Source organism: Brevundimonas pondensis, from assembly GCF_017487345.1.
Classification (GTDB): Bacteria; Pseudomonadota; Alphaproteobacteria; order Caulobacterales; family Caulobacteraceae; genus Brevundimonas; species Brevundimonas pondensis.
The window spans coordinates 2,166,194-2,189,351 of record NZ_CP062006.1 but is presented as its reverse complement, the minus strand read 5'-3'; the positions used below and the strand labels follow the sequence as shown (position 1 = coordinate 2,189,351).

The window sequence follows — 23,158 nt, the reverse complement described above, 5'->3', positions numbered from 1 at the left end:
CCTCGACAACGCCTGTTTCTCCGTGTCAGCGTGGCTGCCGGACAAGCTCAGGGGGAACCCATGATCCGCGCACTCGGACCCTTCGCCGTCGCCATGCTGCTGGCCGCGCCCGTCTTCCCTTCTCAGGCATGGGCGCAACAGGTGGAGGACGGGCCGGGCGGTCCCGACCGCGTCTCCCTGACCGTCTACAACCAGAACATCGCCCTGGTGGAGGACGTGCGGAACTTGAACGTGCCCGCCGGGCGCTCCCGTCAGGAGTTTCCCGGCGTGTCGGCCAGCATCCGGCCCGAGACAGTCGGTCTGTCGGGGCGCGGCCTGTCGGTGGTGGAGCAGAACTTCGACTATGACCTGCTGACGCCCGGCAAGCTGATGGAAAGCGCCGTCGGCGGCGACATCGGCATCGTCCGCACCAATCCCGGCTCGGGCGCCCAGACCACCGAGCGCGCCCGCGTCCTGGCGGCGAATCAGGGCGTGGTGCTGCAGATCGGAAACCGTATCGAGGTGCTGCGCGACGACGGCGTGCCGACGCGCGTCATCTTTGACCGGGTGCCGCAGAACCTGCGTCCCCGTCCGACGCTCAGCGTCACCCTGGACGCGGAAGGAGCGGGGCGGCGCGAGACGACGCTCAGCTATCTGACCTCCGGCCTGCAATGGAAGGCCGACTATGTCGCCCGCTTCGACGAGAAGGCGGGCAAGCTGGACCTGACCGGCTGGGTCACCATCACCAACAACTCCGGCGCGACCTTCAGCAACGCCCAGACGCGCGTGGTGGCGGGCGACGTCAATCTGATCAATCAGGGCGGTTACAACCCCTATAACCAGCCGTCGCGTTCTCGCGGCAACGGCACGCAGACGGGCGGGCAGGGCGCGTTGGCCGACGTCTATGTCTATCCGCTGCCGGAAGCCGTCACCGTCGCCAACAACCAGACCAAGCAGGTCGGCCTGATCGACGCGGCTGGCGTGCCCGCGAGCAAGCGCTATCTGAACGTCATCGACGGCTTCCAGACCTTCGAGGAGCCGGTCGCGGCCGAGGTCGGGGTCATCTTCGCCAACGGCTCGGGCAATGCCGCCCGCGCCCTGCCGGCGGGCGTCATGCGGGTCTATGTGAAGGACGCGGCGGGCGAGCCGCGCTTCATCGGCGAGGATCAGGTCGACCACTCGCCCGCCGGCTCCGAGATCGTGGTCACGACCGGCGACGCCTTCGACGTGACAGTGCAGCCGCGTCTGGTCTCGTCCGAGCGCACGTCCAAGCGCCTCGTCGACTATTTCCGCACCCGCTATGCGATGGAATACACCGTCCGCAACGCTCGGCCCGAGCCGGTGACGGTCGAGGTGCGCCAGCGCGGTCTGGGCCGTGACACCGAACTGAGCGAGCAGAGCATCGAGGGCGAGATGCGCGACGCCCGCACCGTCGTCTGGCGCGTGCCCGTGCCCGCCAACGGTGAGACCAAACTGACCGCGACCATCACCACGGGCGGCTGATCCATGCGCCGCCTTCTGGCGATCACCACGGCCTTCAGTCTCGTCGCGCCCTCTGTCTGGGCGCAGACGGAGAGCGTGTCTGCGCGCCCGGACACGGCGACTGTGGTCATCTATCGCGACCAGCCGGTCGATACGGTCGCCCTGATGGCGCAGTCGCGTCAGTCGTGGAACCGGCTGGATCGCGAAGGTCTGGCCCTGATCGTCGAGACGCGCACCGTAGACCTTCCGGCGGGCGAGGGCATCATCCGCTTCCGGGGTCTGGCCACCGGCGTCGTGCCGCAGAGCGCGGTGCTGGAGGGCCTACCCGCCCATGTGGTCGAGCGCAACGCCGACTTCGATCTGCTGTCGCCCGCCAGCCTGATGGAGAAATCCGTTGGCGAGGTCGTCCGCGTCGTCCGCACCAATCCCGCGACGGGCGAGCAGGTGGAAAAGGCGGCCGTCATCCGCGCGGGCGCGCAAGGGACCGTGTTGGAGATCGACGGGCGCTTCGAGGCCCTGGACTGCTCGGGCCAGACCGAGCGCGTCATCTTCGATCGCGTGCCCGAGGGGTTGGGCGACCAGCCGGTGCTGTCGGTCCGCACGCGGGCCGAGCGCGCTGGGCGCCACACCGTCACCCTGGCCTATCTGGCGACAGGGCTGCAGTGGTCGGCCGACTATGTGGCGCGTCTGGACCCGTCGGACGGGACGCTGGATCTGACCGGCTGGGTGACGCTGGCGAACTTTGGCGGGACCGGATTCCCCGACGCCCCCGTCCAGGTGGTGGCCGGGACGCTGAGGAAGGACGCCGGCACCGTGCCGGTCGAACCTCTGGTCCGCTATCAGCAGAACCAGTGCTGGCCGCAGGGGACGACGACCTTTGGTTCGGGTGAGGTCGCTGAGTATAGCGGCGGACCTCCGCCGCCACCGCCGCCGCCGCCTGCGCCCCCTCCGCCGCCGGTGATGGCCATGGCGCGGGAAAGCATGGATGAGGTTGTTGTCACCGCGATGGCTCGCCAGGGCGAACTGGGCGACTACAAGATCTACACCCTGCCAGAGCCGACCACGGTGGCCGCGCGCCAGACCAAGCAGGTGCGCTTTCTCGAGCGCGAGGGCGTGGCCTATGAGCGGGTCTATCGCGCCAACGTGCTGAGCAACGATGACGAATCCCGTCCGACCGGCATCGTGTTGAAGCTGAAGAACGAGGAGAGCGCCGGGCTCGGCCTGGCCCTGCCGGGCGGATCGGTGGCGGTGATGCAGCCGGACGGGACGGGCGGTGTCCTGCTGGCCGGTCAGGACCGCTTCGTGGACAAGGGCGTGGGCCTGCCGGTGCGGCTGTCTTTTGGCCAATCGCCCGACGTGCGGGTGCAGACGCGGCTGGTGAAGTCGACCAGCACTACGCGCGGCGCGGTGACGACGGACCGGTCCGAGATCGAGACCACCGTCACCAACGTCCGCTCAGAGCCTGTCACCGTCGAACTGCTCGCCGACGCGGCGATGTCGCGCGGCTTCCGTATCCGTCGCCAGTCGGTGCGCAGCCGCATCGACGACACCGGCTACCCGGTCTGGACCCTAAGCGTACCCGCCAACGGCGCGGCGACGCTGACGGCGGCGTGGACGACGACGAATTGACCCCCTGATTCTCCCTCCCCTTCATGGGGAGGGAGAGGCGTCGCGCTATTCGCCCTTGGCCGCCTGCCTGGGGCTGAACTTCGGCGCCGGGGCCAGGCGCATGACCTCGCCCTGATAGCGCTCGTCGTCGCCCTTTATGGCAAAGGGCAGGGCGTCGGCGCAGGCCTGCAGCATGGCGTCCAGCCAGGGCTTGTCGGCCTTGTGGAAGTCGCCCAGGACGTGATGCATGACCAGCTGCGGCTCGCCGGGGTGGCCGACGCCCATGCGCGCCCGGCGGAAGTCGGCGCCCAGGTGACTGATCAGGCTGCGGACGCCGTTCTGGCCCGCCGCCCCGCCACCGGTCTTCATGCGGAACCGCCCGGGGGCCAGGTCGATCTCGTCGTGGAAGACGATGATCTCGCTGGGTTTGATCTTGTAAAAGCGCGCCGCCTCGCCGACAGCCCGTCCGCTCTCGTTCATATAGGTCTGGGGCTTCATCAGCAGGACCTTGGTCCCCTCGACCTCGCCTTCGCTGACGATGGACTGGAACTTGGCCCGCTCGGGTCCGAAGCGCCAGCGGCTGGCGATCTCGTCCACGGCCATGAAGCCGATGTTGTGACGGTTCTTCTCGTACTTGGCGCCCGGATTGCCGAGCCCTGCGATGATGATCATGCGGTCCTCATGCCCTGTGCTCCGGGCAAAGAAAAGCCCCGCTCCGGCGAACCGGGCGGGGCTGAAATCTTCGACTGGGCGGAAGGCTTATTCAGCTTCAGCCGTCGTGTCGCCGGCGTCCGACTGTGCAGCAGCCGAGTTCTTGATCGTGGCGATCACGAAGTCGCGGTCGGTGATGGTGGCCGAGGCGCCCTTCGGCAGGGTGATGTCCGACATGCGGATGGTTTCGCCGATTTCGCGACCCTTCAGATCAACGACCAGCTCTTCCGGGATCTGGTCGGCGGCGACCAGGATCTCGACCGAGTGACGGACGACTTCCAGCATGCCGCCGGCGCGCGAGAAGGGGGCTTCGTCAGCGTTCTTGAAGTGAACGTTGATTTCGATCTTGATCGGAGCCTTGGCGTCGACGCGCATCAGGTCGAAGTGCAGCGGACGATCGGTGACCGGGTCGAAATCGACGGTCTTGGCGATGACCGGCTGGGTCTCGTCGCCGTACTTCAGGGTCACCAGGTGGCCCAGCAGCTTGCCGGTGTAGAGGGACTTGCGGAAGTCCTTCTCGTTCACCGAGATCGAGACGGGGGCCTTGTCGCCACCGTACAGGATGCCGGGCACGGCGCCCGAGCGACGGACAGCGCGCGCGCTGCCGGTGCCTGCGCCTTCACGGACGTCAACGTTCAGAATGATCTCGGCCATCGGGCTCGCCTCAACAACAACAGTAACGCCGCGCCAACTCAGGGCCCGCGCAGCGGGGTCATGAACCCTCGAATTCAAGAGCGCGGGCTATTACACGGATCGGAGGCGGGACGCAACCGCTCCGGTGGTTTCCACCCGCTGCGGATCAGTTCATGCCGCTTCCCGGCGTGGGATTGGTTTCGGCCATCGTCACGGTCGGCGTCGTCTGAACGGGCACAGGGCCTGTATACTGGGCGGTGCAGGTCGCCAGGTCGCGCACGATATGGCGGCCGGCGCAGAACATGTCCTCATAGCTGGGGCGTGACGCCGCCAGGCACTGGAACAGCATCAGCTTCGACATGTTGAGGCAGAACTCGTTGTTCGATTCGCTCGACAGGGCGTCTGTGTTGGTCCGCGCGTCGTCACCGGCGGCGCCCAGGGCGGCCAGGGCGGCGATGGCCAGCGAATTGACCACGGCGGGCGTAAAGGGCGCGCCGCGCTGCGCTGGCGTCAGGTTCAGGCCCGAGCCGCTGTTGGCGGCGGCGAACAGGCGGGCGCTTTCCTCCGCTGACGGCAGACGCGAAACGGACAGGGTCTTCGCCCCTTCCAGGCGGCCCACACGGTCGGCCACGGGCTGGACCGCCCAGCGACGACGCGGGTCGCGCCGTTCCTGAATGGTGTAGGCGTCACCCTCCACCGCTTCGGCGATGGCGGTCAGTGAGGCGATGTCCCTGCCCATGGTCGAGGTGATCAGGCCGGCGGCGGCCTCGGCGCCGGGCAGGGTGGCGGCATAGGCCGGATCGGCGACGATGCGGGCGATCATGTCCTGGCGCAGCGCCGGGGTGGAGGCGAACTGACGCACGCCGGCGACATATTCGGGCGACTGCAGCGCCAGGATGGAGCCGTAGGCGATCATGCCGCGCGACAACTGGCCGGGTTCATAGGCCGCGCCCTTGCGGATCGCGGCCTGAATCGATTCCGCGTCAGGGAAGCCAGCCTGGATGGTGCCGACCTCGCGCACGAAGGCGACATAGACCGACGCCGCCTGGGCCACGCCTTCGTTCAGGGCGACCGGCGGCGGCGGGGTCACCGGCGGGGGGGCGGCGGGGCTTCGGGCTCAGGCGTCGAACAGCCGGCCAGGATGGCGGCGGCGGGCGATGGCGCGGCGACGGACAGGCCGCGACGCAAGAAGGCCTGGGACATCGGCGAATTCCCTCAAAAAACGAACGCAAGGCGCACGCTCGCGCGCCCATGAAACTGAAGCGTCTTATATCGCTGAGGGAATGGTTATTCGAAGGTTAATCGAACAGCTTCGAGACCGATTCCTCGTTGGCGATACGGCGAATAGCCTCGCCGATCAGGGGCGCCACGGAAACCGTGCGAATCTTCGAGCACTTCAAAACTTCGTCAGGCTGTTCGATCGAGTCGGTGATCACCAGCTCCTTCAGCGGGCCGTTGGTGACGCGCTGGACGGCGGGTCCCGACAGGACGCCATGGCTGATATAGGCTGAAACCTCGGTCGCGCCGCGGTCGATCAGGGCCTGGGCTGCATTGACCAGGGTGCCGCCCGAATCGACGATGTCGTCGAACAGGATGCAGCGACGGCCTTCGACGTCGCCGATGATGTTCATGACCTCGCTCTCGCCCGCCTTGGGGCGGCGCTTGTCGACGATGGCCAGATCGGCGTCCAGGCGCTTGGCCAGCGAGCGGGCGCGCACCACGCCGCCGACATCGGGAGAGACGATCATCAGGTCGTCGCCGCGCGGATAATTGTCCTTGATGTCCTGGGCCAGGACCGGCGTGGCCACCAGGTTGTCGGTCGGAATGTCGAAGAAGCCCTGAATCTGACCGGCGTGCAGATCCATGGTCAGGACGCGGTCGGCGCCGGCGCGGGTGATCAGGTTGGCGACCAGCTTGGCCGAGATCGGCGTGCGGCCCCCGGTCTTCCGGTCCTGACGAGCATAGCCGAAGTAGGGCATGACCGCCGTGATCCGTCGCGCCGACGCCCGCACCAGGGCGTCGGTCATGATCAGCAGCTCCATCAGGTTGTCGTTGGCCGGATAGGAGGTCGACTGGATGATGAAGACGTCTTCGCCGCGAACGTTCTCTTCGATGACCGCGAAGACCTCATTGTCGGCGAATCGCTTCACCTGGGCCTTGGTCAGCGGCATGTCGAGGTGGGCGCCGATGGCCTGGGACAGAGTCCGGTTCGAATTGCCAGAGAGCAGCTTCATGACCGGTCATCCTTTTGCCGTCTTCGCTGCGCCAATGGGCGCAGTCGTTTCTGGACGCGCTCTTTAGCAGCGGATCGTTTCGCATCAACCCGTCATGACCGATTTCGCTGCATTGGCATGGTCGCTGTCGCTGCTATAGAGGTCGCCGTAACGACAGCGGCGCACCGGGGGTGCGCTGCAGCCAAGGCATCTTGTGAGGTCGCCCTTGCCCGCTTCGAAGTCCCGTTCCGGCCTGATCCTGATGACGGTCGCCGTCGCCGCACTGACGGTATCCGCCTGCGCCGGGAGCAAGCCGCGCCAGAAGCTGGCCTATGAAGAGCGTCCGGTCGAAGCTCTCTACAACACCGGCTATCAGCGCCTGCAGTCCAAGCGCTGGATCGACGCGGTCGATTACTTCCAGGAAGTCGAGCGTCAGCATCCCTATTCGGAGTGGTCGCGCCGGGCGATCCTGATGCAGGTCTACGCCTATTATCAGAACAACAACTATCAGGACGCGATCGCAGCGGCTGACCGCTTCATCGCCCTGTTCCCCGGCAATCCGTCGGCGGCCTACGCCTTCTATATGCGCGCCATCTGCAACTTCGAGCAGATCGTCGATGTCGGTCGCGATCAGGCCTACGCCGAGGCCGCCCTGGTCGGTCTGCGCGATGTGGCGCGTCGTTATCCCAACACGCCCTACGCCACCGACGCCCGCGTCAAGATCGACATGGTCAACGATCAGCTGGCCGGCAAGGAAATGGCCGTGGGCCGTTTCTATCAGCGCGCCAACCAGCCGCTGGCGGCCCTGAATCGCTACAAGACGGTCATCAACAACGAAGCCTTCCAGCGCAGCTCGCATACGCCCGAGGCCCTGTACCGTCTGGTCGAGGTCAATGTGGCCCTGGGCCTGATCGAAGAGGCCACGCGCAACGCCGCCGTCCTGGGTCACAACTATCCGGGCAGCCCCTGGTACGCCGAGGCCTACGCCCTGCTGACCGAGCGCGGCCAGCGCCCTGACGTCCAGCCGGAAGCCAAACGCGAAAGCTGGCTGCAGCGGATCATCCCCGGCGGGGCCTGATCCTTTGAGGGAACGCATGCGAAAGACGCTGCGTTCCCTTTCTGTTTCCGGCTACAGTGGGCCGTAAAGTCGAATCACGCTGGCCCATGCTGACCACTCTCTCGATCCGTGACGTCGTCCTCGTCGACGCCCTCGACCTGGAGGTCGGCGAGGGGCTGACCGTGCTGACCGGCGAAACCGGGGCCGGCAAGTCCATCATCCTGGACGCCCTGGGCCTGGCGCTCGGCGCGCGCGGCGACGCGGGCCTGGTGCGGTCCGGCGCCAAACAGGCGATCGCCACCGCCGTCTTCACCGCGCCCGACGACGAGGTCCTGATCGCCCTTCTGGCCGAGCGCGGCTTCGAGGTCGCGCCGGGCGAGGAGCTGATCCTGCGCCGCGTCGTCTCGGCCGACGGCCGCAGCCGCGCCTATGTCAACGACCAGCCGGCAGGCGTGACAGCCCTGCGCGAAATCGGCGCCCTGCTGGTCGAGGTGCATGGGCAGCATGAGACGGTAGGCCTGCTGGACTGGAAGACTCACCGCGCCCTTCTGGACAATTACGGCGGCCTGCAACCCCAGCTGTCGGGCGTGGCGGCCGCCGCCGAGCGTCTGAAAGCGGCGCAGGGGCGTCTGGACGAACTGGAAGCCTCAGCCGCCGAAGCCGCCGCCAAGGCCGAGGAGATTGCGCTTAACCTGTCGGAACTCGACGCCCTGGACCCGCAGCCGGACGAAGAGACCGAACTGGCCGGCGAGCGCGCCATCCTGGGCGCTTCGGAAAAGGCCGTGGCCGATCTGGCCGACGCCCGCAACCTGCTGGGCGGCGACAAGCTGAGCCAGCGTCTGGCCTCGGCCCTGCGCGCCGTCGAGCACGCCCGCCAGCGGGCGGTGCAGGCAGGGGCCGAGGGCGACAACCCCATCATCGTCAAGCTGGCCCTGGCCGCCGAGGCCGTGGACCGCGCTCTCGTCGAGGCGACCGAGGCCGTGGCCGCCGTCGACGCGGCCGCCGACGCCTTCGACTTCGAGCCCGGCCGTCTGGACAAGGCCGAGGAGCGGCTGTTCAGCCTGCGCGCCGCCGCCCGCAAGCTGAACACCACGGTCGACGCCCTGCCGGGGTTACGGATTCGCCTGCGCGAGCAGCTGCGTCTGATCGAGGACGGGGCCGAGGCCCTGACCAACGCCCGCCGCGACGTGGCCGTGGCCATTGAGGCCTATGACGTGGCGGCCATGCTGCTGACCTCGGCGCGCGAGGCGGCGGGGGACCGTCTGGTCGCCGCCGTCATGGGCGAGCTTGGCCCGTTGAAACTGGATCGCGCCCGGTTCCGCGTGACCCTGGAGCCCATCGAGGGCCGTCGTGGACCTTTGGGCGTCGAGACCGTGCGCTTCGAAGTCGCCACCAACGCCGGCACGCCCTTCGGTCCGCTGGACACCGTGGCCTCGGGCGGCGAACTGGCGCGCTTCGCCTTGGCCATGAAGGCGGCCCTGGCCAGCCGCGAGGACCAGCGCCAGCCGGTCATGATCTTCGACGAGGTTGATCAGGGCGTCGGCGGCGCCGTGGCCGAGGCCGTGGGCGGTCGCCTGCAACGCCTGTCGAACGGCGCCCAGGTCCTGGTCGTGACCCACAGCCCTCAGGTCGCCTCACGCGGCCACGCCCACTGGAAGGTCCGCAAGGCCGACGTGGACGGCCACACCCGCACCTCCATCGACGTGCTGGAGCCGCACCCCCGTCAGGAAGAGATCGCCCGAATGCTGTCGGGGGCGGAGATCACGGATGAGGCGCGGGCCGCGGCGCGGGTGCTGATCGGGTAGGACGCCTTCCTTCTCCCCTTGAGGGAGAAGGTGTCATGCGGAGCATGACGGATGAGGGGTGCCGGCGCCGCCTCTAGAAATTCTGCGATCCGAGGGAGAGTTGGCCATCGAAACCGGCGCGCTCACACCCTCATCCGAGCGCCTGCGGCGCCCACCTTCTCCCTCAAGGGGAGAAGGAAGAAGGTCAGACCCCCAGGATCCAGCCTTCTTCGCTCTCGACCTGAGCCACCAGCGCCTCGTCCGCCGTCTTCGGGGGCGCAAAAGCCTTCTGCAACTCGCCGGCGTCGTCCATCTGGGCGAAGGCTTCGGCGGCGGTGCGGACCTGGGCCTGGGTCTTGTATTCCTTGACGCCTTCGGCGCTGACCTGACGCTTGGCGTCGAACAGGGCGGGCCAGACCTCGACCACCACGGCCGACAGGGGCTCGACGTCGGCCTCAGTCAGCTCACGCCAGCCGGTGTTGAAGGGCCAGACGGCGGCCGAGGCGCCCAGCTTGTCCAGCAGGCGGCGCAGCATGGGCACGCCCAGCAGGGTCAGGCCGCCGACGGCGCCGGCGCCGTGCATCTGCCAGACGCTCTTGGGCGGCAGCTTGTCCTTGCGCGCGGCCAGTTCGGTGGCTCGGAACTCGGGGATGTCGGCGCCGGCGCCTTCGGGCGGCTTGGTCGTGGTCAGCCAGCGCTGGGCCTGGCTGGCGGGCGCGCCCCAGAAGGGCCAGGGCTGATCCGTCATCAGACGGTTCATCTTGGCCGCGACCTGATAGCGATTGTTGGTGTTGTCGGCCTTGTCGACGATGTTGGCGGCCAGGAACTTGCCCAGGGCGTCCCAAGGGCGGCCGTCCAGATTCAGGCGCGCGGCCGTACCGGCGGGGAAGCCGAAGTCGAAGTCGAAGCCGACCAGGACGCGGTCGCCGCGCTTGCGGTGCTCGGCCAGCAGGTCGGCGATCAGGGCCTCGCCCTCGGCGCGCGTGGCGACGTTGTGGGTCTCGGTATAGAGGCGGAAACGCACGTCGCGCTTGGCGACGCCGACCCATAGGGTCTGCTCGCCCAGCTTCTTGCCTTCGGCGGCGGTCCAGTCGGCGATGATGTAGGCGTCGAAGAGACGGGCCACGGCGGGCTCCTGAAGAAACGCAGTAAACAGTAGAGGCGGGGGTTCTAGCCTTCCACGGCGAGGCCGGGAAGGGCGATCAGCGCTTCATCAGGGCTTCGACGTGCGACAACCAGCGGCGCCCCAGCCGCAGCGCCTCGGACGGCGAGCCGGTGGAGGCCGGCAGGTCGGCGTTCCACAGGGCCAGCTCGAACTCGGGGCTTCGGGTGTCGCTGAACATCAGGCGCAGCACCACCTGCTCCGCCTCGGGCACGACGACGTCCAGATCCTTGCGCAGGGCGCCGCGCCGGGCGCGGGCGACGACATGGCCGTCGACGATGATTTCGCCGCCCTCGACCTCGTCAAAGCTATAGACCAGGCCTTGCGAGCCACGCCTCCATAGCACGACCACCTGGCCGCCGTCGAAATCCAGACCGGCGGCGCGGCCCTCGGCAGGGGACAGAGCTTCGGTGTCGGCCTTGGCCCCCAGCGACTTCAACAGGGCCCGCTTCAGCCGTCGCTCCGGCTCCATCCACCAGGACAGCATCAGGGCGCCCGTCGTCAGGAAGGCGGCGGTCAGGGCGATCAGCAGGATGACCCTGAACGTCTCGCCCATGGGTCAGGCCTCCAGGTCCAGGTCGACCACCACGGGGACGTGGTCGCTGGGCTTGTCCATATCGCGGGCTTCGCGGTGGGTCTCGATCCCCCGGAAGCGGTCGGTCGCCTGCGGCGACAGCAGGGCGTAGTCGATGCGGATGCCGTTGTTTCGCTGCCAGGCGCCGGCCTGATAGTCCCAGAAGGTGTAGGTCCCCTTGGGCTCGCCGCCCAGGTCGTGGGCGTCCGCCAGCCCCAGCCACTTCATGGCGTTCAGGGCCGCGCGCGTTTCCGGCTGGAACAGGGCGTCGTTGACCCAGTCCTCGGGCTTGGCTGCGTCGTCGGGCGTCAGGATGCAGTTGTAGTCGCCGCACAGGGCCAGCGGTTCTTCGTAGGCCAGAAGTTCCTTGGCGTGGTTGTGCAGGCGCTGGAACCAGGCCAGCTTGTAGGGAAATTTCTCTGTGCCGAGCGGATTGCCGTTGGGCAGATAGATCGACGCCACGCGCACCGGGGCCGGGGCCTCGATCAGGGCCTCGATGTAGCGGGCCTGTTCGTCGCTGTCGTCGCCGGGCAGGCCGCGCCGGATGTCGGACAGCGGGAATTTCGACAGGATGGCGACGCCGTTATAGGTCTTCTGACCGTGGGTCTCGACGTTGTAGCCTAGGCTCTCGAAGGCCTCGCGCGGGAATTTCTCGTCCACGCATTTGATTTCCTGGAAGCAGACGACGTCAGGATTGGCGGTTTCCAGCCAGGCCAGCACGGTGGGCAGGCGGGCGTTGACCGAGTTCACGTTCCAGGTGGCGATGCGCATGGCCCAAGGCTAAGCCGCGTCGCGTTCGGCGAAAAGAGGTCGCCAGAAACAAAGACGCCGCCGGATCGCTCCGGCGGCGCTTCGTCTGATGATCCGATGTGGATCAGGCTTGCGGCGTCGCGGCCGGGGGCGTGGTCGTCAACTTGCAGCCGCCGCCGATCTGCTGAGCGGTGGCGCAGGGATAGATCTGCTGGACAGCCTGTTCCGCGTTGAAACGGACAATCACGCCGTCAGCGCCGGCGCAGGTGGCTTCATAGAATTTGCCGTTGGCGTTCTGGCCCATGAAGCGCGCTTGCTGGACATCGCAGTTGGCGGCGTCGCTGCCAGCCAGCCAGGACTTCAGCGTCGCGGCCTGCTCGGCGGGCTGGGTGAAGCTGCAGGTCGCATTGATTGAGATCAGCTCGAAACAGGACGAGCGGGTCCAACCTGAAGCTGATTTCTGGATGCGGGCGCCGTCCGAACCGGCGCAGCCGATCTCATAGACGACCGCGCCGTCCGAAGCCGCGCCGATGATGGTCGCGCCGTCGATCTGGCAGTCCATTCCGGCTTCGCGGGCATAGGCGGCGAAAACAGCCTGGGCATTGTCGTTGGCGGGCAGGGTGCACTGCGGGCCGACCTGGGCTTCAGGATCGCGCGCACGCGCCTTTTCTGCAGTGGAGGCCAGCACCAGGCAGTCCATCGCCGTGGGCGGCGTGCCGCCCAGAACCAGATAGCCAGGCCCGGTCGCGCAAGCGACTTCATAGAGCGACGTCTTCTCGGCCGTCTGTCCCAGAAGTTTCGCCTCTGCGATCTGGCAGCTGTTGCCGATCGCGGTCAGATGCCCCTGGACGTCGGCGCGAACCTCGGCCTCGCTGGGCTGTCGAGGAGTCCGCTGGCGACCGCGAAGCGGCCGGGGGCTGCTTTCCGTCGCTTCTGACTGTTGATTCTGGGTGCGTTGAGCAAAGGCGGGCGCAGCTGTCGTCGCGGTCAGGGCGACCGCGGCCAACACGGCCAGGATACGGGAATTCAGAGCCACGGGTGACGCTCCTGTCAAAGGGAGAAAACGTCCTGCCGTTCGAAATCGCTCGGGTCAAGGCGATGGACGCGGGGAGTTTAGCCCCATAAAGAGATGGTTTCGATAGGAGACGGACTTGGCCGACGGCGTCGCAGGATCAGACAGTCGCGTGGAGCGCGGCCTGACCTATCCGTCGGGACCGCCGCCTGAGCCGGGTCAGGCGATCAAGGTCGCGCCTGGCGTGCTGTGGATGCGCCTGCCCCTGCCGCTGAGCCTGAACCACATCAACGTCTACGCCCTGGCGGACGGCGAGGGCTGGACCCTGGTGGACACCGGGCTGAAAACTGGCGCGTCCCAAGCAGGTTGGGATGCTGCACTGGCCGGGCCGCTGGCCGGAAAGACGATCAAGCGCGTCATCTGCACCCATATGCACCCGGATCATATCGGGTTGGCGGGCTGGTTGTGCGCGCGGTTCAATGCACCGCTGCTGATGTCGCGGCTGGAATATGTGACAGGGCGGATGCTGCTGGTCGATACGGGGCGGCCGGCCCCGGACGAGGGCGCGGTCTTCTATCGCGCCGCCGGCTGGAATGATGAACAGATCGCGCGTTGGCGCACGGGTTACGGCGGTTTCGGCAAGGCGGTGGCGGCCATGCCCTCGGCCTATCTGCGTCTGGCGGAAAACGATGTGATGCGCGTCGGCGACGACGACTGGCGGGTCGTGATCGGGGAAGGCCACAGTCCGGAGCATGTCTGCCTTTGGCGCGAACGTGACGGGGTCTTTCTGGCGGGGGACCAGATCTTGCCGCGCATTTCCTCGAACGTCTCGGTCTGGCCGACCGAACCGGAGGGCGATCCCCTGGGGGAGTGGCTGCGGTCGCTGGCCGCGCTGAAGACGCGCCTGCCGGAAGACCTGTTCGTCCTGCCGTCGCACGGCGAGCCCTTCTATGGCGTCACGACGCGTCTGGAGGCCCTGATCCGGGGGCATGAGACCGCGCTGAAACGGTTGGAGCGAACGCTGAAGGCGCCGTGCCGGGCCGTCGATGTCTTTTCGGCCCTGTTCGCGCGCCCGGTGGGCGACGAGGTGCTGAGCATGGCGACGGGCGAGGCGATCGCTCATCTGAACTATCTGGCCCGCGAGGGGCGGGCCCGGCGCAACCGCGATGAGGCGGGCGTCGATTGGTGGACACTGACGGAGGCGAGCCAATGAGCGAACACATCAAGATCGATCTGGACGGCGGCGTCCTGACCGTCGCCTTTGATCGGGCGGACAAGAAGAACGCCATCACCCAGGCCATGTATGCGGCCCTGGCCGACGCCACCGAAAAGGCGAAGGTCGATGACGCAGTGCGCGTGGTCCTGTTCCGCAGCGAGGGCGACTCGTTTTCGGCGGGCAACGACATCGCTGACTTCATCGCCCTGGGCTCGCAGACGAGCGGCGATCTGGTCGAGATGGGGGTGTTTCGCTTCCTCAAGGCCCTGGCGGATCTGGACAAGCCCGCCGTGGCGGCGGTGCGCGGTCGCGCTGTGGGCATCGGCCTGACCTTGCTGCTGCATTGCGACATGGTGGTGGTGGCCGAGGACGCCCTGCTGTCGGTTCCCTTCGTCAACCTGGCCTTGGCGCCGGAAGCGGCGTCGTCCCTGTTGCTGCCGGCCACGATCGGTCATCAGCGGGCCTTTGAGCTGTTCGCCCTGGGCGAAGCCATAGACGGCAGGACCGCCCTGGCCTGGGGTCTGGCCAACCGGGCGGTGACGGCCGATCAGGTCGAGGCGACCGCGCGTCAGCTGGCCGACAAGCTGGCGGCCCGCGCGCCCAACTCGATCCGCAAGACCAAGGCTCTGATGCGCGACGCCGAGACCCTGTGGAGCCTGATGCAACGCGAGGCCCACGCCTTCGGCTCGCAAATGCGCAGCCCTGAAGCCATGGAGGCCTTCATGGCCTTCAGCCAGAAACGCGCCCCGGATTTCACCAAAGCGGGCTGAATTCGCGCAAACGCGATTGATTCGAGGGGGCAGGGGGTCTAGGCGCCGCGCATGAACGCTGTCGTCGCCCCAACTGCTGTCGAAACCGTAACACCGGTCCGCATTCTGCAAGAGCGATCGGGCGATGCGGCGGCCGTCGACGCCCTGGTTCTGGCGGCCTTTGGTCCTGGCCGGTTCGCCAAGACGGCGGAGCGTCTGCGCGAAGCGGCGCACCTGGCGGCGGGCTTTTGCGCCTATGAGGGCGAGCGGCTGATCGGCTCGGTGCGGCTGTGGTCGATCACCGTGGGCGAGGCGCGCTCTGTGTTTCTGGGGCCGGTCGCTGTGGACGCCGCCAGCCGGCGTGGCGGCCTGGGCGCGGAACTGGTGCAGGCCTGCATCGACGAAGCGAAGACGATGGCGCTGGACGGGGTCCTTTTGGTCGGCGACCCGCCCTATTTCTCGCGCTTCGGTTTTCTGCCCGCGCCGGAGGCTGTCCTGTCGGGGCCGGTGGACCGTCGCCGGGTGATGTGGTTGCCGATCACCGAGGTTGCTCCGGTTGGTCTGGTCCGTTCCGTCGCCTGAGGACGGGCTCACACCTTCCTTTGCCGGGCGACGCGCCCCATAGTTCGGATATGACGAACCCAGCGACATCGTCGGGCCTGTCCGGCGTGGCCGAAGCCGCGCGGCAAACGCCGGGGCGCGGCCTGCCGCCGGTGCATCTGTGGCATCCCGAACATTGCGGCGACATCGACATCCTGATCCGCGCCGACGGGGTGTGGATGCATGAAGGCTCGCCCATCGGCCGGGCCGAGCTGGTGCGCCTGTTCTCGACGGTGCTGCGCAAGGACCCGGACGGCTATCATCTGGTCACGCCTGTCGAGAAGCTGAAGATCCAGGTCGAGGATCTGCCGTTCCGGGCCGTGGCCGTGCAGTCGGTGGATGGGGTTCTGAACTTCACAACCGACATGGGCGATGTGGTCGAGGCTGGGGTGGATCATCCCATCGAGGTCGAGACGGACGCCGTGACCGGCGAACCGTCCCCGCGCGTCCATGTGCGGGCTGACCTGTGGGCGCGGATCGTGCGGCCGGTCTTCTATGAGCTGGTCGAGCGGGCCGGTGCGGCGGATGGACGACTGGTGGTGCGGTCCGGCGATGAGGCTTTCTCTCTGGGAGGGCTGGAATGAGCTGCGACAGCTTGAAGAAGCGGTTGATCGCGCGGCTGGACCCGGTGGCGTCGTGGACGCCTGAACGCACCGCGATCCGCTCTGATTACGATCTGAACCCCGGAACCGCGCGGCCGCCGCGCGAACTGCGGCCCGCCGCCGTTCTGGTGCCGATCATCATGCATGACGACGGCCCGACGGTGCTGATGACGCGGCGCTCGGACAGTCTGGCCAGCCATACCGGCCAGATCGCCTTTCCCGGCGGCCGTCTGGACCCCGGCGAGACGGCGGGGCAGGCGGCGCTGCGCGAAGCCTTTGAGGAGGTGGCGCTGGACCCTGGCGCGGTCGAACTGCTGGGGCTGGGAGACCCCTACGAGACGGGGACCGGGTTTCTGGTGACGCCGGTGGTTGGCTGGCTGACGAAGCCGCCGCAAGTCACCCCTTCGCCTGCTGAGGTGGCTGAGGTGTTCGAGGCGCCCTGGGACTTCCTGATGGACCCGATCAATCACCGTCGGGACTATTATGATCCCGAGGAGGGGCCGCGTCGCTGGTTCTGGGCCATGCCCTATCGCGAGCGTTATATCTGGGGGGCGACGGCGGGCATCCTGAAGGGCCTGTTCGGGCGGCTCTATGGCGACGAGGCCGAGCCCCTGTCGGCGGCGGCCGAGGACGCCGCGTGAGCCATCGGCTGCAGGGGCAGGCCTGGCTGACGGCCCCGGCGACGCGGGCGGTCATGGCGGCGCTGGCGGCGGCGGGCGGACCGGATTGCGCGCGCTTCGTCGGCGGCTGCGTGCGCAACGCCCTCATCGGCGCGCCCATCGACGACATCGACATCGCCACGACCCTGACGCCCGATGTGGTGGTCGCGGCCTTGAAGGCGGCGGGCTTGCGCTCGGTTCCGACTGGGATCGAGCACGGCACGGTGACGGCGATCTCCGAGCGCCAGCCGTTTGAGATCACTACGCTGCGCCGCGACGTCTCGACCGACGGACGGCGGGCCACGGTGGCGTTCACGACCGACTGGGCCGAGGATGCGGGACGGCGCGATTTTCGCCTGAACGCCCTGTACGCCGACGCGGACGGCGTCATCCTGGACCCGACGGAGCAGGGCTACGACGACGCCCTGGCGGGACGGATCGTCTTTGTCGGCGAGCCTGAGGGACGCATCCGCGAGGACTATCTGCGCATCCTGCGCTTCTATCGCTTCTACGCTTGGTACGGACGCGGCGCGCCGGATGCGGCGGCGGTGGCGGCCTGTGCGGCCCTGGCCGAGGGCGTCGAGCAGTTGTCGGCTGAGCGGGTGTCCAAGGAACTGCTCAAACTGCTGTCCGCGCCCGATCCGCGTCCGGCGGTGCGGCTGATGGATGAGGCGAGCGTGCTGGAACGCGTGCTGGGACAGCCCGCAGACCTGACGCGGTTTGAGGTGATGACGGAGCTGAGCGGGGATGCGGTGCTGCGGTTGTCGGCCCTGCTGCCTGATGAGCCGGCGCGGGTGGCCGAGATCTCGCGCGCCTTGCGACTATCCAACGCCCAGCGCGACAGGCTGGTTGAAGCGGTCAGCGGTGAAGCGACGACGGGGCTGACGGACCCGCAGGCCCGCACGGCGATCTATCGCGACGGGCGACAGGCGTTCGAGGATCGCGTCATGCGGGCCTGGGCGGCGGGCGGCGACGCCGAAGCGGCGCGGCGGCTGCTGGCCCTGGCGGAGGGCTGGTCACGGCCTGCGTTGCCGGTCGGCGGGCGTGACCTGGCGCGGTTGGGCCTGAAGCCCGGGCCGGAGACGGGACGGGTGCTGCAGGCCTTCGAGGCCGGCTGGATCGTCGACGACTTCCCCGACCACGGCCATGAAGACCGGCTCAGGGCGCTTCTGCCGCCAGCGTGAACCGGGTGATGACCGGGCGGTGGTCCGAGCCGGTCTTGCGGCCCAGCTTGCGATCCAGCAGGGCCAGATCGGGCGAGCGCCAGACCTGGTCGATGGTCATGCCGACCACCGAGGGGGCGGCCGAGGGCCAGGTGCCGGGCCAGCCAGGGGCGGGGATCAGACCGGCCTCGGCCTGAATCTGACGGCCGATACGGGCGCTGGAGACGCTGTTGAAGTCGCCCGCCGCGATGACTGGCCCGGTCATGTCGTGACGGATAGCGGCCAGGGCCGCAGCCTGATTGATCTGTCCCCACTGATACTGGAAGGGCCAGGGCCGGGTCAGGTGGGCGCCGATGATGTTGACGGAGCCGAGCGGAGTCTGGGCCACGGCGGCCACGGAGACCAGGCCGTCGGCCCGGTCGGCGACGGCGGTCAGCGGATAGCGCGAGGCGATGGCGGCGCGGGCCGCTCCGCTGGGCCGATCCACACGGGCGTTGAGAACGCGGTGGGGGTAGCCCGCCAGCACGCGGTCCAGTTGGGCCGAGGGCGCGTCTCCGAGTTCAACCAGCACCACGATATCGGCGTCGGATTCCTGAATGGAACGGGTGATGGCGTCGACGTCGCTGTTCCAGGCCCACAGGTTGGCGGAGTAGAGGGTCAGGGTCGGTGCGCCTTCGCGGGGCAGGGCGCCGCCCCTCGGCAGCCACTGAGGCCAGACAGCCAGAATCAACAGAGCCGTGACGCCGAGGCCGGCGATCATGGCGGGGCGCAACTTCAGCAAGGCGCAGATCACGGTCAGAACCAGGGTCGCGGCCAGGGCCGGGGCGACGAACTGGGCCAACAGGTCGGTCCAACGGTGGCCGATCCCTGACAGGGCCGACAGGGCGACGGCGGCAGGGGCGGCGACGAGGCCGAGCGCGGCCAGGTGAACCACGGCCTTCAACGGAGAGATCAAGCGGACTTCCTCGCGGACTGACGCGGCGGACCGCGTCCCTGGCCTATCCGACCGGGGCGGCGCGTGTCGAGGGCGTGGACGCACGTCGAAGGCGGAACTTCGCGCGCAATTTGACGCGTCAAATCCGGTGATTTCCCGGGCTTGCGATCCGCTGCGGCCTATCTGCCCACCGTAGCGACCGGCCTCAGCAGACTGATCCTCCAACCTTTGGAGGTATCTGATGAGCGACGACGCCAGCGCGCGGCTGGGCCTGCCCTATCTGGCGGCCGGACAGCTGCAGAAGCATGTGACCTTGAACGAGGCGCTCACGCGTCTGGACGCCCTGACCCAGACGGCCGTGGTCAGCCGCACGAGGGCGGCGCAACCGGCCACGCCGGCTGACGGCGCCCTCTATATCCTGCCGGCTGGCGCAATCGGCGCGTCCTGGGCCGGGCGTCCGGCGGGCAGCCTGATGCGGGCCGAGGCGGGCGGATGGCTGGAGGTCGAGGCGCCCGACGGCCTGCTGGCCGTGGTGCTGGACAGCCAGGAGGTGCTGGTGCGCCGCGCCGGGACCTGGGCGCCTCTGGCGGGCGAACCGGTCGCCGCCCTGCAGAATCTGACTCGCCTCGGCGTGAACACTGAGGCGGACGCGGCCAACGTTGTCGCCGCCCGGCTGAACAAGGCCCTGTGGACCGCGCTGGAGAGCGAGAGCGGCGGCGACGGCGACCTGCGCTTCACCTTCAACAAACAGGGAGCGCCGGACGTTCTGTCCCTGCTGTTCCAGAGCGGCTGGGGCGGGCGGGCTGAACTGGGCCTGATTGGCGACGACGACCTGAGGCTCAAGGTCAGCGCTGACGGTGGGAGCTGGCGGGACGTATTCGCCGTGGATCGCGTCAGCGGGCGAATGGGGTTCATGCGTGGCGCGACACGGCGCGAGACGACCGTCATGACCGGCAATGGCGTCTGGACGCCTCCGCTCTGGGCGCGCTGGATCGAAGCGGTCGCTGTGGGCGGCGGCGGCGGCGGCGGGCGGGGCCGTGGGCGCTTCTGGCGCAGCGCGGCCGGGCGGCGGCGGCGGCGGCGCAGGCGGCGCGGTGACGGCCTTGTGGCCGACGGAGGCAGTTGTCGCCGGATTGACGGTGGCGGTCGGCGGCGGCGGAGCCGGCGGGACGGTCAGCGGCGCGTCAGGCGCGGCGGGGCTGGACAGCGTGCTGACGATCGGAGGCGTGACGATCCTGAGGGCCGAAGGCGGCAGGGGCGGGGCGACATTCGGTCTGGGCGGCGTGGGCGGCGTCGGTGCGGCGCGGGCGAACGGCGGCGGAAGCTCGTCTACGGGAGCCAACGCCGGCGGCGGCCAGGCTACGGACTGTTCCTGCGGATCTGGAGGCGGCGGCGCAGGCGGCGGCGTCAGCGCGGCCAATGTCGCTTTCAGCGGTGGAAACGGCGGAGATGGTGCTGTGGCGCTGGCGCGTGCGATGGGCGGCGCCGGGCGTGCGACCTCCGGCCTGCCTGGTCAGGTATCGCCCGCGCCGGTCCTTTCCTGGGCTGGCGGCGGCGGCGGCGGCGGCGGCGGCGGCAACGCCTCGGGCGGAGGAGGCGACGGCGCGGCCGGAGGCTTGTTCGGCGCGGGCGGCGGAGGCGGGGGCGCAGCGACCTCGACGCCCGGCGCGGGGGGCGCGGGGCGGCAGGCGTCGTCTGGCTGACGGCGATCGGGTGAAACTCATGACCCGATACCTTGATCGTCTTCTCGAACCCGAGCTGCTGGACGAGGAGGCCTGGGCTGCGCCTGAACGGCTGAGTCCCGATGACTGTTTCGAGCAACTGGGCAGCGACTGGCGAAAACCGGCCGCCCCTTGTGATCCGGAGGATGAAGGATGAGTGATCCTGGCTTGGCTGAGGGGCGCTGGCTGTGGCGCCGGCTTTACGTCTTCGCCGCCAGTGCGGGCCTGTGGTGGCTGCTGGGGCGCGCAATCGGGCGAACGGCGTCCGAAGATCTGCCGCGCGTGGTCGAGGGTTTGATGGGGCTGATCGCCCTGATGCAGGTTCTCTATCTTGTGGCGCCGACCGCTCAGCAGATGATCGCCATGCTGGCCAATCTGCGGTTGCGTATGGCGACGGGAGGCAGGGCATGAGTTTTCGCCTGTCGCAACGTTCGAGGGCTCGGCTGCAAGGCGTCCATCCCGACCTGATCGTCGTGGTCGAGGCTGCGATCCGTCGGACCGAGGTGGACTTCATGGTCACCGAGGGTTTGCGCGACCCCGTCCGCCAGGCGGCGCTGGTTCGGGCCGGGGCAAGCCGTACGTTGAACTCACGTCATCTCACCGGCCACGCTGTCGATGTGGCGGCTCTGGTCGAGGGGCGGGTGCGCTGGGACTGGCCGCTGTACGGGCGGATCGCGGAGGCCTTCAAGGCGTCGGCGCGCGAGCTGCGGATCCCGCTGACCTGGGGCGGGGAGTGGTCGCGGCTGCGGGACGGGCCGCATTTCGAGCTTGATCGCAAGGTCTATCCATGAAGGCGCGTGAGTGGATGCGGGCGCTGACGCCTCTGGGCTGGCTGATGGCGGTGGCGATGATCATGACCCTGCTGGCGGTCGCCGGGCACGGCGTCGGTCTGCGATGGGATCCGCTCGACCTGAAGCAGAGGCGGCTGGATCGCGCCTTGTCGAGAGCGAGCCAAGCCGAGAGCGAGGCGGAAGCCCGGCGCGTCGAGGCCCGGGCCCGGGTGCAGCAGAGCGCTCGTCTCGACATCCACCACAAGCAGATCCTGGCTGTTGAGCGGGCAACCGTCGCAGCCGTTATTCAGGCGAGGAATGCTGACGATGCCGACGAACTTCTGGGGCGGACGCGTGCTGATCGTCTGCATGCTCATGACCGCGAGTTGTGTGAACTCTCCCCCGAACTTGAAGGGTGCGCCGCCGCGGCTGATCCTGTCTGAGGCGGCGACCCGACCTTGCGCAGTGGCGATCCTGCCGGCTCAGCCCACCCTGGCGGATCTTGAAGCGGCCTATATGTCGCGAGGGGCGCAGATCGTCGCGTGCGACGGCGCCCGACGGCTGGCGGTCGATGCGCTGCTTGCGGAGCGTGCGCTTCAGGACGACTTGCGTGGTCGCGGTTCTGACTGACAGCTCTGCACCCGGCACTTATTGCCCAATGCAAGGCAATAAGTGCCGGGTAGGCAGGTGAAGCGGCAGAAAATGCCGAGGCCAGAAAGCGGCGAAATCAAATTTAATCTAGGAAAATCATTGCTGTAGAAAACATGCGACTAGCGGTTCGAGCTGGCCCTGTCCTTGCTCAGTATCGTTCCGAGCAGAAAGCTCCCGGCAGCCAAAACGGCGTCGGACATCGTCGAAGACACAAGGATGGCCAAAATGGCTAACAGCATCAATACGAACGCTGGCGCCCTCATCGCGCTGCAAAACCTCAACGCGACCAGCCGTGACCTCTCGGTCACGCAAAACCGCGTGAACACGGGCATGAAAGTGTCCTCGGCCAAGGACAATGGCGCCATCTTCGCCATCGCCACCGGCCAACGCGCCGAAATGGGCGCTCTGGACGCCGTCAAGCAATCCATCCAGCGCGGTCAGTCGGTCGTCGACGTCGCCCTGGCTGCCGGTGATGTGATCACCAAGGCCCTGGAAGAACAAAAGTCGCTGGCCGTCGCCATCCAGTCGTCCGTCGCCGGTTCGGCTCAGGAAACCGCCTACCTGGCTGACTTCAATGCTCTGGGCAACGAAATCACCAAGGCTCTGGGCGGCGCCAACTTCGACGGCGTCAACCTGTTCTCGGCTGGTTCGGCGACCAACAACCTGGTCGTTCAGACGGGCACCGCCGCTGGCGATACCTTCACCGTCCACGCTGTGGCCGGCACCGCCACGACCGTCGCCACCGCCACGGGCTCGATCGCTCGCGCCGGCGCCACGGCCGCTGCTGTCGACACCGCGATCAGCGGTTTCGCCGCCAAGCTGGGCTCGCTCGGCACCAACTCCAAGTCGCTGGAGCGCCAACTGACCTTCACGTCCAAGATCCAGGACGCGGTGGAGGTGGGTATCGGCAACCTGGTGGATGCTGACCTGGCCAAGGAAAGCGCGAAGCTGACCGCCCTGCAGACCAAGCAACAGCTGGGCGTGCAGGCGCTGTCGATCGCGAACCAGTCGAGCTCGGTTCTGCTCGGCCTGTTCCGCTAATATGACGTGGCCGGGGGCGGGCCTTGCGGCTCGCCCCCGTTCGCACGTGCGGAGACGGAGGGCGCGGTATGACCGCGCAAGAGGGAA

The 23,158-nt window shown here is 68.2% G+C and carries 25 protein-coding genes; 16 read left to right on the top strand and 9 right to left on the bottom strand.

Features of this window, described 5'->3' with window-relative positions; all coding sequences use genetic code 11:
* The first annotated feature begins 60 nt into the window (after window positions 1-60).
* Entirely contained in the window at window positions 61-1,482 is a 1,422-nt protein-coding gene (locus tag IFE19_RS10970; RefSeq protein WP_207822252.1) for a DUF4139 domain-containing protein, read from the top strand.
* 3 nt (window positions 1,483-1,485) lie between these two features.
* Window positions 1,486-3,090, top strand: a complete 1,605-nt coding sequence (locus IFE19_RS10965; RefSeq protein WP_207822250.1) for a DUF4139 domain-containing protein — start codon at window positions 1,486-1,488, stop codon at window positions 3,088-3,090.
* A gap of 45 nt (window positions 3,091-3,135) precedes the next feature.
* Here the strand turns inward: IFE19_RS10965 and pth are convergent, their stop codons facing one another.
* The 4 genes from pth to IFE19_RS10945 form a co-directional block, all read right to left on the bottom strand.
* Entirely contained in the window at window positions 3,136-3,741 is a 606-nt protein-coding gene (pth, locus tag IFE19_RS10960; protein WP_207822248.1) for an aminoacyl-tRNA hydrolase, read from the bottom strand.
* Window positions 3,742-3,828: 87 nt separating this feature from the next.
* The gene (locus IFE19_RS10955) at window positions 3,829-4,434 is read right to left on the bottom strand and encodes a 50S ribosomal protein L25/general stress protein Ctc (protein ID WP_207822246.1); all 606 of its coding nucleotides are present in this window, start codon (window positions 4,432-4,434) and stop codon (window positions 3,829-3,831) included.
* 145 nt (window positions 4,435-4,579) lie between these two features.
* On the bottom strand, window positions 4,580-5,503 hold the full coding sequence (locus IFE19_RS10950; protein WP_225910249.1) for a hypothetical protein: 924 nt from the start codon (window positions 5,501-5,503) through the stop codon (window positions 4,580-4,582).
* A gap of 208 nt (window positions 5,504-5,711) precedes the next feature.
* Window positions 5,712-6,647: a ribose-phosphate pyrophosphokinase gene (locus tag IFE19_RS10945; RefSeq protein WP_207822244.1), complete on the bottom strand. Its 936-nt coding sequence runs from the start codon at window positions 6,645-6,647 to the stop codon at window positions 5,712-5,714.
* Between the two features lie 241 nt (window positions 6,648-6,888).
* Between IFE19_RS10945 and IFE19_RS10940 the strand changes: the two genes are divergently transcribed.
* Window positions 6,889-7,704 (top strand): outer membrane protein assembly factor BamD, encoded by an 816-nt coding sequence (locus IFE19_RS10940; protein ID WP_207827575.1) that lies wholly within the window; start codon window positions 6,889-6,891, stop codon window positions 7,702-7,704.
* Window positions 7,705-7,790: 86 nt separating this feature from the next.
* Window positions 7,791-9,488, top strand: coding sequence for a DNA repair protein RecN (gene recN, locus IFE19_RS10935; protein ID WP_207822242.1), 1,698 nt, complete (start codon window positions 7,791-7,793; stop codon window positions 9,486-9,488).
* 184 nt (window positions 9,489-9,672) lie between these two features.
* Here recN and IFE19_RS10930 read toward each other — a convergent pair whose 3' ends face one another.
* The 4 genes from IFE19_RS10930 to IFE19_RS10915 form a co-directional block, all read right to left on the bottom strand.
* Entirely contained in the window at window positions 9,673-10,593 is a 921-nt protein-coding gene (locus IFE19_RS10930; RefSeq protein WP_207822239.1) for a cobalamin biosynthesis protein CbiG, read from the bottom strand.
* Between the two features lie 76 nt (window positions 10,594-10,669).
* Window positions 10,670-11,185 (bottom strand): hypothetical protein, encoded by a 516-nt coding sequence (locus tag IFE19_RS10925; protein WP_207822237.1) that lies wholly within the window; start codon window positions 11,183-11,185, stop codon window positions 10,670-10,672.
* A 3-nt stretch (window positions 11,186-11,188) separates the two neighbouring features.
* Complete coding sequence (locus IFE19_RS10920; RefSeq protein WP_207822235.1) at window positions 11,189-11,974, bottom strand: exodeoxyribonuclease III; 786 nt, start codon at window positions 11,972-11,974, stop codon at window positions 11,189-11,191.
* A 103-nt stretch (window positions 11,975-12,077) separates the two neighbouring features.
* Complete coding sequence (locus IFE19_RS10915) at window positions 12,078-12,989, bottom strand: hypothetical protein (protein WP_207822233.1); 912 nt, start codon at window positions 12,987-12,989, stop codon at window positions 12,078-12,080.
* 115 nt (window positions 12,990-13,104) lie between these two features.
* Between IFE19_RS10915 and IFE19_RS10910 the strand changes: the two genes are divergently transcribed.
* Genes IFE19_RS10910 through IFE19_RS10885 form a run of 6 tightly spaced genes read left to right on the top strand, consistent with a single transcriptional unit; the run spans window position 13,105 to window position 17,975 of the window.
* Window positions 13,105-14,178 (top strand): MBL fold metallo-hydrolase, encoded by a 1,074-nt coding sequence (locus tag IFE19_RS10910; RefSeq protein ID WP_225910248.1) that lies wholly within the window; start codon window positions 13,105-13,107, stop codon window positions 14,176-14,178.
* Window positions 14,175-14,951 carry an enoyl-CoA hydratase gene (locus IFE19_RS10905; RefSeq protein ID WP_207822231.1) on the top strand — a complete coding sequence of 259 codons (777 nt, stop codon included), beginning with the start codon at window positions 14,175-14,177 and terminating at the stop codon, window positions 14,949-14,951. Before IFE19_RS10910 ends, IFE19_RS10905 begins: the two co-directional genes overlap by 4 nt.
* 51 nt (window positions 14,952-15,002) lie before the next feature.
* Complete coding sequence (locus tag IFE19_RS10900) at window positions 15,003-15,512, top strand: GNAT family N-acetyltransferase (protein ID WP_207822228.1); 510 nt, start codon at window positions 15,003-15,005, stop codon at window positions 15,510-15,512.
* 50 nt (window positions 15,513-15,562) lie between these two features.
* Entirely contained in the window at window positions 15,563-16,114 is a 552-nt protein-coding gene (locus IFE19_RS10895) for a DUF1285 domain-containing protein (protein WP_207822226.1), read from the top strand.
* Window positions 16,111-16,773 (top strand): NUDIX hydrolase, encoded by a 663-nt coding sequence (locus IFE19_RS10890; protein WP_207822223.1) that lies wholly within the window; start codon window positions 16,111-16,113, stop codon window positions 16,771-16,773. The genes IFE19_RS10895 and IFE19_RS10890 overlap by 4 nt, the downstream gene beginning before the upstream one ends.
* Window positions 16,770-17,975: a CCA tRNA nucleotidyltransferase gene (locus IFE19_RS10885; RefSeq protein ID WP_207822221.1), complete on the top strand. Its 1,206-nt coding sequence runs from the start codon at window positions 16,770-16,772 to the stop codon at window positions 17,973-17,975. The genes IFE19_RS10890 and IFE19_RS10885 overlap by 4 nt, the downstream gene beginning before the upstream one ends.
* Here the strand turns inward: IFE19_RS10885 and IFE19_RS10880 are convergent.
* A complete protein-coding gene (locus IFE19_RS10880) occupies window positions 17,950-18,909 on the bottom strand; it encodes an endonuclease/exonuclease/phosphatase family protein (protein ID WP_225910247.1) in 960 nt (319 codons plus the stop codon). The genes IFE19_RS10885 and IFE19_RS10880 overlap by 26 nt on opposite strands.
* 220 nt (window positions 18,910-19,129) lie before the next feature.
* Between IFE19_RS10880 and IFE19_RS17865 the strand changes: the two genes are divergently transcribed.
* The 6 genes from IFE19_RS17865 (at window position 19,130) to IFE19_RS10850 (ending at window position 23,071) form a co-directional block, all read left to right on the top strand.
* Complete coding sequence (locus IFE19_RS17865; RefSeq protein ID WP_263972771.1) at window positions 19,130-20,605, top strand: DUF2793 domain-containing protein; 1,476 nt, start codon at window positions 19,130-19,132, stop codon at window positions 20,603-20,605.
* A gap of 157 nt (window positions 20,606-20,762) precedes the next feature.
* Window positions 20,763-21,020 carry a hypothetical protein gene (locus IFE19_RS10870; protein WP_207822219.1) on the top strand — a complete coding sequence of 86 codons (258 nt, stop codon included), beginning with the start codon at window positions 20,763-20,765 and terminating at the stop codon, window positions 21,018-21,020.
* Window positions 21,017-21,400: a M15 family metallopeptidase gene (locus IFE19_RS10865; RefSeq protein WP_207822217.1), complete on the top strand. Its 384-nt coding sequence runs from the start codon at window positions 21,017-21,019 to the stop codon at window positions 21,398-21,400. The genes IFE19_RS10870 and IFE19_RS10865 overlap by 4 nt, the downstream gene beginning before the upstream one ends.
* Complete coding sequence (locus IFE19_RS10860) at window positions 21,397-21,822, top strand: hypothetical protein (RefSeq protein ID WP_207822215.1); 426 nt, start codon at window positions 21,397-21,399, stop codon at window positions 21,820-21,822. Before IFE19_RS10865 ends, IFE19_RS10860 begins: the two co-directional genes overlap by 4 nt.
* 22 nt (window positions 21,823-21,844) lie before the next feature.
* The gene (locus tag IFE19_RS10855) at window positions 21,845-22,009 is read left to right on the top strand and encodes a hypothetical protein (RefSeq protein ID WP_207827730.1); all 165 of its coding nucleotides are present in this window, start codon (window positions 21,845-21,847) and stop codon (window positions 22,007-22,009) included.
* 246 nt (window positions 22,010-22,255) lie between these two features.
* Entirely contained in the window at window positions 22,256-23,071 is an 816-nt protein-coding gene (locus tag IFE19_RS10850; RefSeq protein ID WP_207822213.1) for a flagellin, read from the top strand.
* Window positions 23,072-23,158 lie beyond the last annotated feature (87 nt).

Excerpts from the sequence above, each read along its gene's own strand:
- IFE19_RS10970 (WP_207822252.1), top strand. The coding sequence starts at position 61 with ATGATCCGCGCACTCGGACCCTTCGCCGTCGCCATGCTGCTGGCCGCG.
- IFE19_RS10965 (WP_207822250.1), top strand. The coding sequence starts at position 1,486 with ATGCGCCGCCTTCTGGCGATCACCACGGCCTTCAGTCTCGTCGCGCCC.
- pth (WP_207822248.1), bottom strand. The coding sequence starts at position 3,741 with ATGATCATCATCGCAGGGCTCGGCAATCCGGGCGCCAAGTACGAGAAG.
- IFE19_RS10955 (WP_207822246.1), bottom strand. The coding sequence starts at position 4,434 with ATGGCCGAGATCATTCTGAACGTTGACGTCCGTGAAGGCGCAGGCACC.
- IFE19_RS10945 (WP_207822244.1), bottom strand. The coding sequence starts at position 6,647 with ATGAAGCTGCTCTCTGGCAATTCGAACCGGACTCTGTCCCAGGCCATC.
- IFE19_RS10940 (WP_207827575.1), top strand. The coding sequence starts at position 6,889 with ATGACGGTCGCCGTCGCCGCACTGACGGTATCCGCCTGCGCCGGGAGC.
- recN (WP_207822242.1), top strand. The coding sequence starts at position 7,791 with ATGCTGACCACTCTCTCGATCCGTGACGTCGTCCTCGTCGACGCCCTC.
- IFE19_RS10925 (WP_207822237.1), bottom strand. The coding sequence starts at position 11,185 with ATGGGCGAGACGTTCAGGGTCATCCTGCTGATCGCCCTGACCGCCGCC.
- IFE19_RS10920 (WP_207822235.1), bottom strand. The coding sequence starts at position 11,974 with ATGCGCATCGCCACCTGGAACGTGAACTCGGTCAACGCCCGCCTGCCC.
- IFE19_RS10905 (WP_207822231.1), top strand. The coding sequence starts at position 14,175 with ATGAGCGAACACATCAAGATCGATCTGGACGGCGGCGTCCTGACCGTC.
- IFE19_RS10900 (WP_207822228.1), top strand. The coding sequence starts at position 15,003 with ATGAACGCTGTCGTCGCCCCAACTGCTGTCGAAACCGTAACACCGGTC.
- IFE19_RS10895 (WP_207822226.1), top strand. The coding sequence starts at position 15,563 with ATGACGAACCCAGCGACATCGTCGGGCCTGTCCGGCGTGGCCGAAGCC.
- IFE19_RS10890 (WP_207822223.1), top strand. The coding sequence starts at position 16,111 with ATGAGCTGCGACAGCTTGAAGAAGCGGTTGATCGCGCGGCTGGACCCG.
- IFE19_RS17865 (WP_263972771.1), top strand. The coding sequence starts at position 19,130 with ATGAGCGACGACGCCAGCGCGCGGCTGGGCCTGCCCTATCTGGCGGCC.
- IFE19_RS10870 (WP_207822219.1), top strand. The coding sequence starts at position 20,763 with ATGAGTGATCCTGGCTTGGCTGAGGGGCGCTGGCTGTGGCGCCGGCTT.
- IFE19_RS10865 (WP_207822217.1), top strand. The coding sequence starts at position 21,017 with ATGAGTTTTCGCCTGTCGCAACGTTCGAGGGCTCGGCTGCAAGGCGTC.
- IFE19_RS10860 (WP_207822215.1), top strand. The coding sequence starts at position 21,397 with ATGAAGGCGCGTGAGTGGATGCGGGCGCTGACGCCTCTGGGCTGGCTG.
- IFE19_RS10850 (WP_207822213.1), top strand. The coding sequence starts at position 22,256 with ATGGCTAACAGCATCAATACGAACGCTGGCGCCCTCATCGCGCTGCAA.